This is a genomic window from Burkholderia sp. 3C (assembly GCF_054589155.1).
Genome location: NZ_BAAILN010000076.1, coordinates 3,402 through 18,851, shown reverse-complemented (window position 1 = coordinate 18,851; position 15,450 = coordinate 3,402). Strand labels below are relative to the sequence as shown.

Annotated in this window: 15 protein-coding genes; 1 reads left to right on the top strand and 14 read right to left on the bottom strand. The window is 65.0% G+C overall.

Features of this window, described 5'->3' with window-relative positions:
• The 14 genes from lpxB to rpsB form a co-directional block, all read right to left on the bottom strand.
• A partial coding sequence (gene lpxB, locus ACYP33_RS13710) for a lipid-A-disaccharide synthase (RefSeq protein WP_459622321.1) occupies window positions 1-1,152 on the bottom strand: 1,152 nt, incomplete at its 3' end.
• A 2-nt stretch (window positions 1,153-1,154) separates the two neighbouring features.
• A complete protein-coding gene (gene lpxA / locus ACYP33_RS13705; RefSeq protein WP_414451670.1) occupies window positions 1,155-1,943 on the bottom strand; it encodes an acyl-ACP--UDP-N-acetylglucosamine O-acyltransferase in 789 nt (262 codons plus the stop codon).
• A gap of 50 nt (window positions 1,944-1,993) precedes the next feature.
• On the bottom strand, window positions 1,994-2,464 hold the full coding sequence (fabZ, locus tag ACYP33_RS13700) for a 3-hydroxyacyl-ACP dehydratase FabZ (protein WP_414442178.1): 471 nt from the start codon (window positions 2,462-2,464) through the stop codon (window positions 1,994-1,996).
• Window positions 2,465-2,593: 129 nt separating this feature from the next.
• On the bottom strand, window positions 2,594-3,679 hold the full coding sequence (lpxD, locus tag ACYP33_RS13695) for a UDP-3-O-(3-hydroxymyristoyl)glucosamine N-acyltransferase (protein ID WP_414442179.1): 1,086 nt from the start codon (window positions 3,677-3,679) through the stop codon (window positions 2,594-2,596).
• Window positions 3,680-3,695: 16 nt separating this feature from the next.
• Window positions 3,696-4,199 (bottom strand): OmpH/Skp family outer membrane protein, encoded by a 504-nt coding sequence (locus ACYP33_RS13690; RefSeq protein WP_414451669.1) that lies wholly within the window; start codon window positions 4,197-4,199, stop codon window positions 3,696-3,698.
• Between the two features lie 67 nt (window positions 4,200-4,266).
• Window positions 4,267-6,573 carry an outer membrane protein assembly factor BamA gene (bamA, locus tag ACYP33_RS13685; protein WP_414442181.1) on the bottom strand — a complete coding sequence of 769 codons (2,307 nt, stop codon included), beginning with the start codon at window positions 6,571-6,573 and terminating at the stop codon, window positions 4,267-4,269.
• Window positions 6,574-6,640: 67 nt separating this feature from the next.
• Complete coding sequence (gene rseP / locus ACYP33_RS13680) at window positions 6,641-8,026, bottom strand: RIP metalloprotease RseP (RefSeq protein WP_459622318.1); 1,386 nt, start codon at window positions 8,024-8,026, stop codon at window positions 6,641-6,643.
• Window positions 8,027-8,039: 13 nt separating this feature from the next.
• Complete coding sequence (locus tag ACYP33_RS13675) at window positions 8,040-9,236, bottom strand: 1-deoxy-D-xylulose-5-phosphate reductoisomerase (RefSeq protein WP_414442183.1); 1,197 nt, start codon at window positions 9,234-9,236, stop codon at window positions 8,040-8,042.
• 21 nt (window positions 9,237-9,257) lie between these two features.
• The gene (locus tag ACYP33_RS13670) at window positions 9,258-10,100 is read right to left on the bottom strand and encodes a phosphatidate cytidylyltransferase (protein WP_459622315.1); all 843 of its coding nucleotides are present in this window, start codon (window positions 10,098-10,100) and stop codon (window positions 9,258-9,260) included.
• The gene (gene uppS, locus ACYP33_RS13665) at window positions 10,094-10,876 is read right to left on the bottom strand and encodes a polyprenyl diphosphate synthase (protein WP_414442185.1); all 783 of its coding nucleotides are present in this window, start codon (window positions 10,874-10,876) and stop codon (window positions 10,094-10,096) included. The genes ACYP33_RS13670 and uppS overlap by 7 nt, the downstream gene beginning before the upstream one ends.
• Before the next feature lie 50 nt (window positions 10,877-10,926).
• A complete protein-coding gene (frr, locus tag ACYP33_RS13660) occupies window positions 10,927-11,487 on the bottom strand; it encodes a ribosome recycling factor (protein ID WP_414442186.1) in 561 nt (186 codons plus the stop codon).
• Between the two features lie 87 nt (window positions 11,488-11,574).
• On the bottom strand, window positions 11,575-12,288 hold the full coding sequence (pyrH, locus tag ACYP33_RS13655; protein ID WP_414451665.1) for a UMP kinase: 714 nt from the start codon (window positions 12,286-12,288) through the stop codon (window positions 11,575-11,577).
• Between the two features lie 166 nt (window positions 12,289-12,454).
• On the bottom strand, window positions 12,455-13,336 hold the full coding sequence (gene tsf / locus ACYP33_RS13650; protein ID WP_414442188.1) for a translation elongation factor Ts: 882 nt from the start codon (window positions 13,334-13,336) through the stop codon (window positions 12,455-12,457).
• Between the two features lie 180 nt (window positions 13,337-13,516).
• Window positions 13,517-14,257 carry a 30S ribosomal protein S2 gene (gene rpsB / locus ACYP33_RS13645; protein ID WP_414442189.1) on the bottom strand — a complete coding sequence of 247 codons (741 nt, stop codon included), beginning with the start codon at window positions 14,255-14,257 and terminating at the stop codon, window positions 13,517-13,519.
• 442 nt (window positions 14,258-14,699) lie between these two features.
• On the opposite strand from rpsB, the gene map reads away from it, so the two are divergent.
• The coding region (map, locus tag ACYP33_RS13640; RefSeq protein ID WP_459622312.1) for a type I methionyl aminopeptidase at window positions 14,700-15,450 on the top strand (751 nt) is incomplete at its 3' end.

The window sequence follows — 15,450 nt, the reverse complement described above, 5'->3', positions numbered from 1 at the left end:
GTTCGCCACCACCCGCTCGACCGCCTCGGCCGCGCGCGCGGCCGTGTTCTGGCGCAGCGACAGGTGCATTTCGGTGAAGACCTCGTGGAGCGTGCGGCGGTTGGCGTCGTCGCGCAACTGCGTGAGCGTCGCGTCGGCCAGCGCCTCGGGCGTCGCGAAGTGCTGAAGCAGTTCGGGCACCACGAAACGGCCGGCCAGGATGTTCGGCAGCCCGACGTACGGCAGATAGCCCTGCCGGCGCATCACCTGCCCCGTCAGCCAGGGCACCTTGTACGAGATCACCATCGGCTTCTTGAGCAGCGCCGCTTCGAGCGTCACCGTGCCGCTCTTGACGAGGATCGCATCGGCCGCCGTCATGGCGACCTGCGAGCGGCCGTCGGTCAGCGTCAGCGGCAGTTGCGGATGCGCATCGACGAGCGGCTGCAGCAGGCTGCGCAACTGCGGCGTGGCCGCCGGCATCACGAAACGCACGCCCGGCTCGCGCTGGTGCATCAGCGCCATGGCCGCGAAGAACGTCGGCCCGATCAAGCCGATTTCGGAGCGCCGGCTGCCCGGCAACACCGCGATCACGGGGCCGCTTTCGGGCAGCCCGAGGGCGATCCGCGCGCCGCGCGTGTCGGGTTCGAGCGGGATGTCGTCGGCCAGCGGATGGCCCACGTAGGTCGAGGCCACGCCGGCCTTCTCGAGCAGCGCCGTTTCGAACGGAAACAGACACAGCATGTGATCGACCGACTTGACGATCTTCTTGATCCGCCCGCCGCGCCAGGCCCAGATCGACGGGCACACGAAGTGGACGGTCGGAATGCCGGCGTCGCGCAGCGATTGCTCGACGCCGAAATTGAAGTCCGGCGCATCGATGCCGACGAACACGTCGGGCGGCTCGGCCAGCAACTGGCGCTTGAGCTCGGTGCGAATGCGCAGGATGCCGGGGATTTCCTTGAGCGCCTCGACATAGCCGCGCACCGTCAGGCGATCCATCGGCCAGTGCGAATCGAAGCCGGCCGTCATCATGCGCGGCCCGCCGATGCCGTAGTAGTGCGCGGAACCGGGCAGGCGCGCGTGCAGCCCGCCCAGCAGCGACGCGCCGAGCAGGTCGCCCGACGGCTCGCCCGCGACGAGCGCGAGACGCAGCGGAGTCGAAGTGAGCGCCATCGTCAGCGGATGATGCCGCGTTGCGAGGCGTCGATGAAGTCGACGAAGGCCGTCAGCGCTTCCACGCCCTCGCCGCCCGCGGCCACCAGCTCGCGCAGTTCGGCCTTGGCCTCGTCGAGCGTCTTGCCGCTCTTGTAGACGACCCGGTACGCGCTGCGCAGCGTGCTGATCGACTCGGCCGAGAAGCCGCGGCGGCGCAGCCCCTCGACGTTGATGCCGTGCGGCACGGCCTTGTTGCCGGCCGAGATCACGAACGGCGGCACGTCCTGAACCAGCGCCGATGCGCCGCCCAGCATCGAATGCGCGCCGATCCGCACGAACTGGTGCACGCCGGACATGCCGCCGACGATCGCCCAGTCTCCCACCTCGACGTGCCCCGCCATCTGTGCGTTGCTCGACATGATCACGTGGTTGCCGACCCGGCAATCATGGCCGATGTGCACGTAGGCCATGATCCAGTTGTCGTCGCCGAGCGTGGTCACGCCGGTGTCCTGCACGGTGCCGGTGTGGATCGTCGTGAATTCGCGGATGGTGTTGCGATCGCCGATCACGAGCCGGGTGGGCTCGTCCTTGTACTTCATGTCCTGCGGACGCCCGCCGATCGACGCGTAATGGCCGATGCGGTTGTCTTCGCCGATCGTGGTGTGCCCTTCGATCACGCTGTGCGAGCCGATCGTGGTGCGCGCGCCGATCGTCACGTTCGCGCCGATGATCGCGTACGGGCCGATCTCGACCGTGGCGTCGATCTGCGCGCCCGGTTCGATGATGGCCGTGGGATGAATCCTGCTCATGCGCGGTTGCCTCTCTTAGTCAGTCGTGCCTCGGTTGCGCCGCGCGTCGCTCAGGGCGCCGCGTCGGCCGGCTTCACCGTGCACATCAGTTCGGCTTCCGCCGCCACCTTGCCATCGACTTCCGCCGTGGCCGAGAACTTCCAGATGCCGCGAATATAGCGCTGGAACTTGACGTTCAGGATCAGCTGATCGCCCGGCTCCACCACGCGCTTGAAGCGCGCGCCGTCGATGCCGACGAAGTAGTACAGCGAATTGCTCGGATCGACCGTGGACGATTCCTCGCTGAACGTGAGCAGCGCGGCGGCCTGCGCCAGCGCCTCGATGATCAGCACGCCCGGCATCACCGGACGCTGCGGAAAGTGGCCCTGGAAGAACGGCTCGTTGATCGTGACGTTCTTCAGGGCTTTGATGCTTTCGTGCGGGGTGAGTTCGAGCACGCGGTCGACGAGCAGAATCGGATAACGATGCGGCAGCAGCGTGAGAATCTTGTGGATGTCGAAATTGATTTGTTCGATGCTCATGATGGTTCGTCTCACGCAATCACTGCGCGGTGATGATGCAAATGCCGAGGACCGCCCGAAGCGCGGAGCGGCCCTGTTTGATCGCGGTGGCGGCCGATCCCGGCCGAGCACCGCGCCCTGTTTCGACGTTCAGTCCTGCGCGGGTCCGTCGTTCCGCGCGGCAAGCGCGGTTTCGAGCGAGCGGATGCGGTCGCGCAGTTTGTCGAGATTGCGCACGAGCGCCGCGCTCCGGTTCCATTCGCCGTTGTCGACGGCCGGGAACGCGCTCGTGTAGATGCCTGCCTTCGGCAGGGATTTCGATACGCCCGATTGCGCCGTGACGATCACGTAATCGCCGAGCGTGACGTGGCCGGCGATGCCGACCGCGCCGCCGATCATGCAATGGCGGCCGATATGGGTGCTGCCCGCGATGCCGGCACAGCCGGCGATCACGGTATAGGCGCCAATGCGGCAGTTGTGCGCGATCTGCACGAGGTTGTCGATCTTGACGCATTCCTCGATGACCGTGTCGGCCATCGCGCCGCGGTCGATCACGGTGTTCGCGCCGATCTCGACGTCCGGGCCGATCTTCACGCCGCCGACCTGCGGGATCTTCACCCAGGTACCGGTGCGCTCTGCGCCATCGCCCACGAAATCGGGCGCGAAGCCGAACCCGTCGGAACCGATCACGGCGCCCGAATGGATGATCGCACGCACGCCGATGTCGCAGCCGTGATAGATCGCCACGTTCGGATACAGATGCGAGCCTTCTCCGATCTTGGTGCCGGCACCGACGAACACATTGGCGTCGAGCCGCACGTGCTCGCCGATCACCGCGCCCGCCTCGACCGTCACGTTCGGGCCGATCACGGCGCTCGCCGCCACCTGCGCGGCGGCATCGACGTTCGCGCTCGGATGCACGCCCGACGCACGCTTCGGCGCGGCCAGATCGATGAACATCTGCGCGACGCGCGCGAAATAGGCGTAGGGGTTCGGGGTGACGATGAAGTTGCGGCCTTCCGCGGCCGCGCCGAGCTTCTCGAGATCCTGCGGCTTGATCAGCACCGCGCCGGCGCGGGTGGTCTCGACCTGCGACAGATATTTCGGATTGGCGAGGAACGCGAGCTGGTTCGGGCCGGCCTGATCGAGCGGCGCCAAGCCGGCGACCTGGCAGTGCGAATCGCCGGCGATGTCCCCGCCGAAACGTTGGGCGAGTGCCTCAAGCGTCAATGCCATGCGTACTCCGTCCTGGTCAGTTCAACGAACCGGAAGGCGACGCGAGCGCCTTCAGCACCTTGTCGGTGATATCGATGCGCGGGCTGACGTAGACAGCCTCCTGCACGATCAGATCGTAGTTCTGCTGTTCGGCGATCTGCTTGATCACCTTGTTCGCCTTCTCCAGCACGGCCGCGAGCTCCTCGTTGCGACGCTGGTTCAGGTCTTCGCGAAACTCGCGCTGCTTGCGCTGGAAATCGGTGTCGAGCTGGGCCAGATCGCGCTGCTTCTGTGCGCGATCGGCGGCCGACAGCGATTGCCCGTTCTTGTCGAGAGAATCCGACAGCGTCTTGAGGCGCGCGGCCATGTCCTGCAGGTCCTTGTCGCGCTTCGCGAACTCGGCTTCGAGCTTGGTCTGCGCGGCCTTGGCCGGCGCCGACTCGCGGAGGATCCGGTCGGAATTGACCGCCGCGATCCGAGCGACGTCCTGCGCCTGCGCGGCCGTCGCGCCGAGCGCAGCAGCGAGCGCCAACGCGCACATCACTCGTTTCGAAAACTTACCGGTTAGCAAAATTACCCTCTCGATGCGTTTGATGTTGCGGTTCCGATCAGAATGCCGTACCGATCTGGAACTGGAATTTCTGGTACTGGTCGCCTTCGTGCTTCTGCAGCGGGAAGCCGAGGCTCAGCTTGAGCGGGCCGATCGGCGAGATCCACGCGAGACCCACGCCATAGCCGTAACGCAGGCCGTTCGCGCCCGTGCTGGTACCGCCAGGTGCATTGCCCCAGACGTTACCGCCGTCGAAGAACGTGAACACGCGCAGCGTGCGGTCGTAACCGGTGCCCGGCAGCGGGAACGTCAGCTCGATGTTGCCGACGAGCATCTTCGAACCGCCGATCGGGTCGTTGGTCTTGGTGTCGCGCGGGCCCAGCGAGCTCGGCTCGTAGCCACGCACCGAACCGATACCGCCCGCGTAGTAGTTCTTGAAGATCGGGTACGCGTTGCCGATGCCGTTACCGTAGCCGCCCTGGAAGTTCAGGCCCAGGATGAAGCCGCGCGAGAACGAATAGTAGTACTGGGCCTGGATGTCGGCCTTGTAGTACTGGATCTTGTCGATCGGCGCGCCGTACTCGATATTGGCCTGCGTGAAGTAACCGCGGCTCGGGATCAGCGCGCTGTCACGCGCGTCACGCGACCAGCCCACCGTCAGCGGCACCGAGTTCGACACGCGGCCGAACTGCTGCACGTAATCCTGGTAGCTCTGCGGCGTATCTGCATCGACGTCCAGGCGGTTCTGCTCGAAGCCCACGCCGAAGAACACGGTATCGACTTCCGAGAACGGGATGCCGAACTTCATGTCGCCACCGGCCGTGATGATCCGGAAGCTCGAATTGGTCGAGTAGTACAGCGGCTGGTACGTGCGATAGAACACATCGGTGATGCGCTTGATGCCGTCCACCGTGAAGTACGGATCGACCTGGGTCACCGTCAGCGTGCGGTAGCTGCGCGCCGTGTTGACGTTGACCGACAGGCTGGTGCCCGAACCGAACACGTTGTCCTGCGAGATACCGGCCGACAGCACGACCTTGTCGGTCGACGAGAAGCCGGCGCCCAGCGTGATCGCGCCGGTGGGCTTTTCGGTCACCTTGACGTTGACGTCGACCTGGTCGGTCGTGCCGTCCACCGGCACGGTCGAGACATCGACGTCGGTGAAGTAGCCGAGGCGGTTCACGCGATCCTTCGACAGCGCGAGGCGGCTCGAATCGAACCACGAGCTTTCGAGCTGGCGCATTTCGCGGCGCACGACTTCGTCGCGCGTGCGCGAGTTGCCGACCACGTTGATGCGGCGCACATACACGCGGCGGCTCGGATCGACCACCAGCGTCAGGCCGACCTTGTGCGTGGCCTGATCGATGGCGGGCTGGGCGTTGACGGTTGCGAATGCGTAACCGTATTCACCGAGCTTGTCGACGATCGCCTTGGTGGTGGCCTGCAGCTTTTCGGCCGAGAAGCGCTCGCCGGCCTTGATCTTGACCAGCTTCTGCAGCTCCGCCTGACGGTCGAGCAGGTTGCCCGACAGTTGCACGCTCGAGATCGTGTACGGCTCGCCCTCGTGCAGCGTCAGCGTCAGGTACATGTCCTTCTTGTCCGGCGAGATGGACACCTGCGTCGACTCGATGTTGAACTCGAGATAACCGCGATTCAGGTAGTAGGAGCGGACGTTCTCGAGGTCGCCCGTGAGCTTTTCCTTCGAGTAGAGGTCGTTCTTCGTGTACCAGGAGAACCAGTTCGGCGTCGACAGCTGCATTTCATTGCGCAGCGTGCTCGTGCTGAAGGTTTTGTTGCCGATGAAGTTGATCTGGCGGATCTTGGCGCTCGGGCCTTCGGCCACCGAGAACAGGATCGAGACGCGGTTCGCGTCGACCGGCGTGATCGTGGTGGTGACTTCGGCGGCGTAGTAGCCGCGCGTCAGGTACTGGCGCTTCAGTTCCTGTTCGGCCTTGTCCACCAGCGACTTGTCGTAGTAGCGGCCTTGCGACAGCCCGACCGCGCGCAGCGCCTTGGTCAGGTTGTCCTTGTCGAATTCCTTGATGCCGGTGAAGTCGATCGCCGAAATCGCCGGGCGCTCCTGCACCTGCACGATCACGACGCTGCCTTGCGTCGCGATCTTCACGTCATTGAAGAAGCCCGTGGCATACAGCGCGCGGATTGCTTCGGATGCCTTGTCGTCCGTGAACGTATCGCCCTGTTTGATCGGCAGGTAGGCGAACACCGAACCGGCTTCGACACGCTGCAAGCCCTCGATCTTGATATCCTGCACGACGAACGGCGATGTCGCGTGGGCTGCGAGTCCGTGCACGGCGAGTGCCGCGGCGGCTACAGTCTTGGGTACGAAGCGATGAGGTTTGAACAACGTGCATCCCCAGTATTTAAGCTTGCATCAGATCAGGCGACGGCCCTCGCAGCCCTCGCCCGACGCTTCATGAATGGATTAAACGAGACAGATCGTTGAAGAGCGCAATCGCCGACAGTGCGACGATGCAGATCAACCCCGCTCTTTGCAGAATCAGTTGCCAGCGTTCCGAAACGGCCTTCCCGGTCGCGGCTTCAACCAGATAATATAACAGATGCCCCCCGTCCAAAACCGGAATCGGCAGCAAGTTCAGCACGCCGAGGCTGATGCTGACCAGCGCCAGAAACGACAGGAAGGCCGATAAACCGAGCCGCGCGCTCTTGCCCGCATAGTCGGCGATCGTCACCGGGCCGGACAGATTCTTCAGCGAAGCCTCGCCCGTCAGCATTCGCCCGAACATCTTCAGCGAATACACCGAAATACCCCAGGTGCGGCGCACGCCCAGGTTGACGCTTTCGAGCACGCCGTAGCGCACGTCCACGGACGGCGCATGCAGTGCCAGCGCCGCGCCGATCCGGCCGACCTGCGCGCCGTTCGCGCCCGGCGTGGCATCGCGCTCGGCGTGCGGCACGATGGTCAGCGTGCGCTCGGCGTCACCGCGCGCGATCTGCAGCGCAAGCGGACGGCCCGCGTGCGACTTGATCGCATCGATGAAACGCGCCGCACCCGACACCGGCTTGCCGTCCAGCGCCACCAGCTTGTCGCCGGGCTGCAGGCCGGCCTGCTCCGAGGCGCTGCCCGGCGTGACCGCCGAAATCGACAGCGAGCCGCCGCCCGGTTCGAAACCGAGGTGCGACAAATAATCATCGTCGGCCGTATTCGGATCGACACCGCTCAGGTCCACGCGAAAATCGTAGATCGCGCCACTGCCCGAACGGGCGCCGAGGATCACGTTGCGATGATCGATCGTCGCCCCGAGCAGCTTCCAGCGCAGATCCGACCACGACCGCACCGGCTCGCTCGCGCCGCCGTGCGCATCGCGAATCGACACGATGGTTTCGCCGCCGTCGAAGCCGGCCCGCGCGGCCACCGTGTCGGCGGCCGGCGCCGCCACGATCGCCGCCGGCTCGGTCACGCCCGTCGCGAACACCGACGAAAACAGCACGATCGCGAGCAGGAAATTGGCGAGCGGGCCAGCCGCGACGATCGCGATCCGCTTCCAGACCGACTGACGATTGAACGCCTGCGGCAAATCGGCCGCGGCGATGCCGTCCGGGCCGGGATCGCGCTCGTCGAGCATCTTCACGTAGCCGCCGAGCGGCAGCGCCGAGAGTGTCCATTCGGTGCCGGTGCGGCGGCTCGTATGCCGCAGCAACACCGTGCCGAAGCCGATCGAGAAGCGCAGCACCTTCACGCCGCACAGCCGCGCGACGCTGTAATGCCCGTATTCGTGAACGACGACCAGCACACCGATCGCCACTGCAAACGCCACCAGCTCGATCAGCACATTCATGCGCCCCTCTCGGTCAGGCTGCGCGCTCCGCGCGCGGGACAGGCAGATTCGCGATCACGGCGTCGGCCGCACGGCGCGCTTCGGCATCGGCCGCCAGCACGTCGTCGAGGCCGTCGGGTTCGCGATTCGCCAGACGGTCGAGCACCGCATCCACCGTATGCGCGATGTCCATGAAGCCGATGCGGCGTGCCAGGAACGCCTCGACGGCAATTTCGTTGGCCGCGTTCAGCATCGCACTGGCCACGCCGCCCGCGTCGAGCGACTGGATCGCCAGCGCAAGGCACGGGAAGCGCGCGAAATCGGGTTTTTCGAAATTCAGCGTGGCGATCTGCGCGAGATCGAGCTGGGCGACGCCGGCATCGACGCGATCGGGGAACGCCAGCGCATGCGCGATCGGCGTGCGCATGTCGGGGTTGCCGAGCTGCGCGAGCACCGAGCCGTCCTTGTACGACACCAGCGAGTGGATCACGCTCTGCGGATGGATCAGCACGTCGATCCGCTCGCTCGGCAAGCCGAAGATCCAGTGCGCCTCGATCACTTCGAGGCCCTTGTTCATCATCGTGGCCGAATCGACCGAAATCTTGCGACCCATCGACCAGTTCGGGTGCTTGCAGGCCTCGTCCGGCGTCACGTCGACCAGCGTGGCCGGCTCGCGCGTGCGGAACGGGCCGCCCGAGGCGGTCACGATGATCTTGGCGATACCGCCATGCTCGGCGATGTCGCGCGGCATGCACTGGAAGATCGCATTGTGCTCGCTGTCGACCGGCAGCAGGATCGCGCCATGGTCGCGCACGGCGTCCATGAAGATCGAACCCGACATCACCAGCGATTCCTTGTTCGCGAGCAGGATACGCTTGCCGGCGCGCGCCGCGGCCAGGCTCGACGGCAGGCCGGCCGCGCCGACGATGGCGGCCACCACGGTGTCGCACGCGTCCGACTGCGCCACCGCGACCAGCGCTTGCGGGCCGTACGTGACTTCGGTGCGGCTACCGGCCGCGCGCAGCTTCGCTTCGACCTGAGCGGCCAGTTCGGCGCTGCCGACCACGGCCACCTCGGGCGCGAACTTCAGGCACTGCTCGACGAGCTTGTCGCCGTTGCGGTGCGCGCTCAACGCGTAGACCGAGAAGCGATCGGGGTGGCGCGCGACGACGTCGAGCGTGCTCTCGCCGATCGAGCCAGTCGAACCGAGGATAGTCAGGCGTTTTTGCATGATGACGAAGATCTAGTGTTTTTAAGCGGTCTGGCCGAGCAGCAGCACCGCCAGCGGCAGCACCGGCAGCAGCGCGTCGACCCGGTCGAGCACGCCGCCATGGCCCGGCAGCAGCCCGCTCGAATCCTTGACGCCGGCCTGACGCTTGAGCAGCGATTCGAACAGGTCGCCGATCACGCTGTACACGACCAGCAAGGTCAGTGCAGCGAAGGCGCCCGGTGCGCCGAAGCGCTGCGCAAGCGATGAAAACAGGGTCGGTTCGAAGGCGTGCAGGCCGATCGCGAGGCCCGCGACGATCATCACCGCCAGCCAGCCGCCCGCCGCCCCTTCCCAGGTCTTGCCGGGGCTGATCGACACAGCCAGCTTGTGCTTGCCGAACGCTTTGCCCGCGAAGTATGCGCCTATATCGGCGAGCCACACGACAAGCAGCATCGACAGCACGAACGGGATGCCGGCCGCGCGCGCGGCGACCACGGCGTGCCAGCAGGCGGCGAACACCACGAGGCCGGCCACCAGCAGGAACGGGCGCCAGGCCCGCTCGGCCAGCACCGGCTTGCGCCAGAGCGCGAACGGCCCGGCCAGCAGCCAGAACACCGCCGCCGCTTCGATCAGGGGGCGCGACGGCCCGAAGCCGGCATCCACGCCGCCGCCAAGCTGCATGCTGGCGCCGAGCGCCACGGCCGCGACGATCGCATAGACCACCGAACCGGCAGCACCCAACTTGAGCAGGCGCGCCCATTCCCAGGCAGCGAACACGAGCACCAGCGCGATCAGCGCGCCAAATGCCGCAAGCGGCGCGAACAGCGTCACCGGCAGCAGAATGGCCAGCAACACGACCGCCGTGACAACACGGGTCTTCAGCATGAAAGGGAGTCGACGTCCTGAGACTGGGGTTCGAGCTGGGCGCTGGTTCGGCCGAACCGGCGCTCGCGATCGGTATAGGACGCAAGCGCATCGGCCAGCGCATTGGCGTCGAAATCGGGCCAGAACTTGCCCGTGAAGTAGAACTCGGTATAGGCGAGTTGCCAGAGCAGGAAATTGCTCACGCGCTGTTCGCCGCCGGTACGGATGAACAGGTCGGGCTCCGGCGCATAGGCCATCGCCAGATGCTCGGCGAATGCCGTTTCGGTCACCTCGACCTCGCGGCCCTCGCTGACGGCCTGCGCGATCAGCTTCCTGGTGGCCTGCAGGATGTCCCAGCGGCCGCCGTAGTTCGCGGCGATGGTCAGCGTCAGGCGCGTGTTGCGCGCGGTTTTGGTTTCCGCGCGGCGGATCAGCTCGCGGATGCGCGGCTCGAAACGGTCGAGATCGCCGACCACGCGCAGGCGGATGCCGTTCGCGTGCAGCTTGCCGACCTCGCGCTCGAGCGCGGTAATGAACAGCCGCATCAGGAACGACACTTCGTCGTTCGGCCGCCGCCAGTTCTCTGAACTGAAGGCGAACAGCGTCAGATATTCGACGCCGGCGCGCGCGCACCCTTCCACGACCGACCGGACTGCGTCGACGCCGCGCGTATGTCCCGCCACGCGCGGCAGGCGACGCTCGGTCGCCCAACGGCCGTTGCCGTCCATGATGATCGCGATGTGACGCGGCACGATGGCCACGTCGGGTACGCGAACGGTAGAGCTGGTATAAGTCATGGCCGCAGAGACAGTAACCGAGGGAAAAAGTGCAACGCGCGCGTTGCGCGTCAGACCGTCATGATCTCGGCTTCTTTCGACACCACGAGCTTGTCGATTTCGGCGACGTGCTTGTCCGTCAGCTTCTGGACTTCGTCGCTGGCGCGGCGCTCGTCGTCTTCCGAGATTTCCTTGTCCTTGACGAGCTTCTTCAGTTGCTCGTTGGCATCGCGGCGCAGGTTGCGCACGGCGACCTTGGCCGTCTCGCCTTCGCTCTTGACGACCTTGGCCAGCTCGCGGCGGCGCTCTTCCGTCAGCGCCGGCATCGGCACGCGAATGCTGTCGCCCGAGGTAGCCGGGTTCAGGCCCAGATCCGATTCGCGGATCGCCTTTTCGACCTTGGCCACCATCGGCTTTTCCCACGGCTGCACACCGATCGTGCGGGCGTCGACGAGCGTCAGGTTGGCCACCTGCGAGATCGGCACCATCGAGCCGTAGTAATCGACCTGAACGTGATCGAGCATGCCCGTGTGCGCACGGCCCGTACGGATCTTCGCCAGATCGTTCTTGAACGCATCGATCGAGCGCTGCATCTTCTGCTCGACGCCCTTCTTCACATCAGCGACACTCATTTCAACCTCCGAAACCTTCGAACCTTCAAAACGGCACAGGCCGGCATATCGCCAGCGGCGTCATGCCCGGCCTGTGTCGGCGTGATTTTATACGTGGACGAGCGTACCTTCGTCCTCGCCCTGCACGATACGCTTGAGCGCACCGGGCTTGTTGATCGAAAACACGCGAATCGGCAGCTTCTGGTCGCGGCACAGCGCAAAGGCGGTGGCGTCCATGACCTGCAGATTGCGGCCGATCGCTTCGTCGAAGCTGATCGTCGTGTAACGCGTGGCGGACGGATCCTTCTTGGGATCGGCCGTATACACGCCGTCGACCTTGGTGGCCTTCAGCACCACTTCCGCGCCCACTTCCGAGCCGCGCAGCGCGGCGGCCGTGTCGGTCGTGAAGAACGGGTTGCCGGTGCCGGCCGCGAAGATCACCACCCGGCCTTCCTCGAGCTGGCGGATCGCGCGGGGCCGGATGTACGGCTCGACGACCTGATCCATGCGCAGCGCCGATTGCACGCGCGCCTCGATGCCGGCGTGGCGCATGGCATCCTGCAGCGCCAGCGCGTTCATCATCGTCGCGAGCATCCCCATGTAGTCGGCGGTCGCGCGGTCCATGCCGGCCGCGCCGCCTGCCACGCCACGGAAAATGTTGCCGCCGCCGATCACCACGGCCATCTGCGTGCCGAGACGCACCACCTCGGCGATGTCCGCCACCATCCGCTCGATCGTCGCACGGTTGATGCCGAAGGCATCATCGCCCATCAGCGCTTCACCGGAAAGTTTGAGGAGGACGCGTTTATAGGCATTGGGCATAGGGGCTTCCAGGCGACGAGAGGATGACAAGCACGAACTGTAGGGGCGAAATACTGATTCGGGCAAGCGCTGCCAAATTGTGTACCGGAACCCAGGCACACTCCGGGCGCTACCGAACCGCGGCGGGGCGAGCGCCCGCCGCGGGTACGACATGACTGCGTGAGGCTTACTGCTGCTTGGCTGCCGCGACTTGCGCCGCCACTTCGGCGGCGAAATCGTCCTGGCGCTTTTCGATGCCTTCGCCGACCACGAACAGCGAGAACTGTTGCACCGCAGCATTGGCGGCCTTCAGCATCTGTTCGATCGTCTGCTTGTCGTTCTTCACGAACGGCTGGTTCAGCAGCGAGACTTCCTTCAGGAACTTCTGGACGCTGCCGTCGACCATCTTGGCGACGATTTCAGCCGGCTTGCCCGATTCGGCAGCCTTCTGCTCGGCAACGCGGCGTTCCTTTTCGATCAGCTCGGCCGGAACCTGTTCCGACGACAGCGAGACCGGCTTCATGGCCGCGACGTGCATCGCGACGTCCTTGCCGACCTGCTCGTCCGCACCCGTGTACTCGACGATCACGCCGATGCGTGCGCCGTGCAGGTACGTGGCGATCTGGTTGGCGGTTTCGAGGCGCACGAAGCGGCGGATCGAGATGTTTTCACCGATCTTGCCGACCAGTGCCAGACGCACTTCGTCGACCGTCTTGCCGTCGAGCGGCAGGGCCGCCAGGGCAGCGACGTCGGCCGGGTTCTGCGTGGCGACCAGTTCGGCCACCGTCTTGGCGAAGGCCAGGAAATCGTCGTTCTTCGCGACGAAATCGGTTTCGCAGTTCAGTTCGACCAGCGCGCCGGCGCCGTTGCCGACGAACGCCGTGACGATGCCTTCGGCCGTCACGCGCGATGCTGCCTTGCTCGCCTTGTTGCCGAGCTTCACGCGCAGCAGTTCTTCAGCCTTGCCCAGATCGCCGTCGGCTTCCGTCAGCGCCTTCTTGCACTCCATCATCGGTGCATCGGTCTTTGCGCGCAGTTCTGCCACCATGCTTGCGGTAATTGCCGCCATCATTCGCTCCTTGAGTCTGTATTCACAACGCCGCCCTTCGACCCGGACGGCGGGCATTCGTTTCCGACGATTTGCGCCGGCGCGCGATTTTTCGCGCCCGACACGCCACGCTCCGGGGAAAAGCGGCTTAAAAAAAGGGGGCCTGTTCAGAGCCCCCTTTTTGCGCCGGTTCGGAACCGGTTACGCGTTCTCTTCGACGTACTCGTCGTCGCCACGCACTGCCTGGACCACTTCGTTGACCGCATTGGCACGGCCTTCGAGGATCGCGTCGGCCACGCCTTCGGCGTACAGCGCGACAGCCTTGCTCGAGTCGTCGTTACCCGGGATCACGTAATCCACGCCTTCCGGCGAGTGGTTCGTATCGACCACGGCGATGACCGGCACGCCCAGCTTGGCAGCTTCGGTGATGGCAATCTTGTGGTAGCCGACGTCGATCACGAAGATCGCGTCCGGAATGCCGCCCATGTCCTTCACGCCGCCGATCGACTTTTGCAGCTTGGCGATTTCGCGTTCGAACAGCAGCGCTTCCTTCTTGCTCATCTTCTCGGTTTCACCCGATTCGACAGCCGCTTCCATGTCCTTCAGGCGCTTGATCGACACCTTCAGCGTCTTGAAGTTGGTCAGCATGCCGCCGAGCCAGCGTGCGTTCACGAACGGCATGCCCGCGCGTTGCGCTTCCTGAGCGATCGTGTCGCGCGATTGACGCTTCGTGCCGACGAACAGGATCGTGCCACGGTTTGCTGCCAGCTGACGCACGTACTTCTGTGCGTCCGTGAACATCGGCAACGTCTTTTCGAGGTTGATGATGTGAATCTTGTTGCGATGACCGAAAATGAACGGGGCCATCTTCGGGTTCCAGAAGCGCGTTTGGTGACCGAAGTGGACACCGGCTTCCAGCATTTGGCGCATCGTGACTGCCATGAGAGTAATACTCCGCTAGGGTTTGGGTCTTAAGCCGGCTGCCGTATCGCGGCAAAGTTGCGCGCGACACCCAGGGGGTGCGCCGGCTTGCGATTCGGTGCTCGCGAAACCGCGCGCACCGTTCAGTTCCGAGCCATTCTTGCACGAATTGCAAGCGGATCGAGACTTAGCCAAACAGTATAGCACGCCGAAATGACGACTCTCAAGTCATCCGTCGCTTTGCCGATCGAGGCGCCATTCGGGCAAACCCGTTATCGATCCGTCCCTTCCATTTTGCCGACACACCGTGACGCGCCGATGTCGGCCTCGCGCGGCTGCACCACGGCGGCGCACCGCCCCGCTCCCCGCCGCCAAGCGAAACCCTCGCCGGACAACGGCTCCGACCACCCCCAGAAGGTGCGATAATCCCGTAATTACACGCATTGTTTTCAGGCACTGAATCATGGCCATCACGATCAAGAACGAACACGATATCGAGCAGATGCGCGTCGCCTGCCGGCTTGCGAGCGAAGTGCTCGACTACATCACGCCGTTCGTCGTCGCCGGCACCACGACGGGCGAGATCGACCGTCTCTGCCACGAGTACATGAGCAACGTGCAGGGCACGATCCCGGCGCCGCTGAACTACCAGCCGCCCGGCTATCCGCCGTATCCGAAGGCGATCTGCACGTCGGTCAACGACGTGATCTGCCACGGCATCCCCGGCGACAAGGTGCTCAAGAACGGCGATGCGGTGAACCTCGACATCACCGTGATCAAGAACGGCTACTTCGGCGACACGAGCAGGATGTTCCTGGTGGGCGAAGCATCGATCCTGGCCAAGCGCCTCGCGCAAACCACCTACGAATGCATGTGGCTCGGCATCGAGCAGGTGCGCCCCGGCGCGCATCTGGGCGATATCGGCCACGCCATCCAGAAGCATGCCGAAAGCCGCGGCTACAGCGTCGTGCGCGAATATTGCGGGCACGGCATCGGCACGGTGTTCCACGAAGATCCGCAGGTGGTGCACTACGGCCGCCCGGGCACCGGCATCGAACTCGTCGAAGGCATGATCTTCACGATCGAGCCGATGATCAACGCCGGCAAGCGCGATATCCGCACCATGCCCGACCAGTGGACCGTCAAGACGCGCGACCGCAGCCTGTCCGCGCAGTGGGAACACACCGTGCTGGTCACGCCGACCGGCTATGACG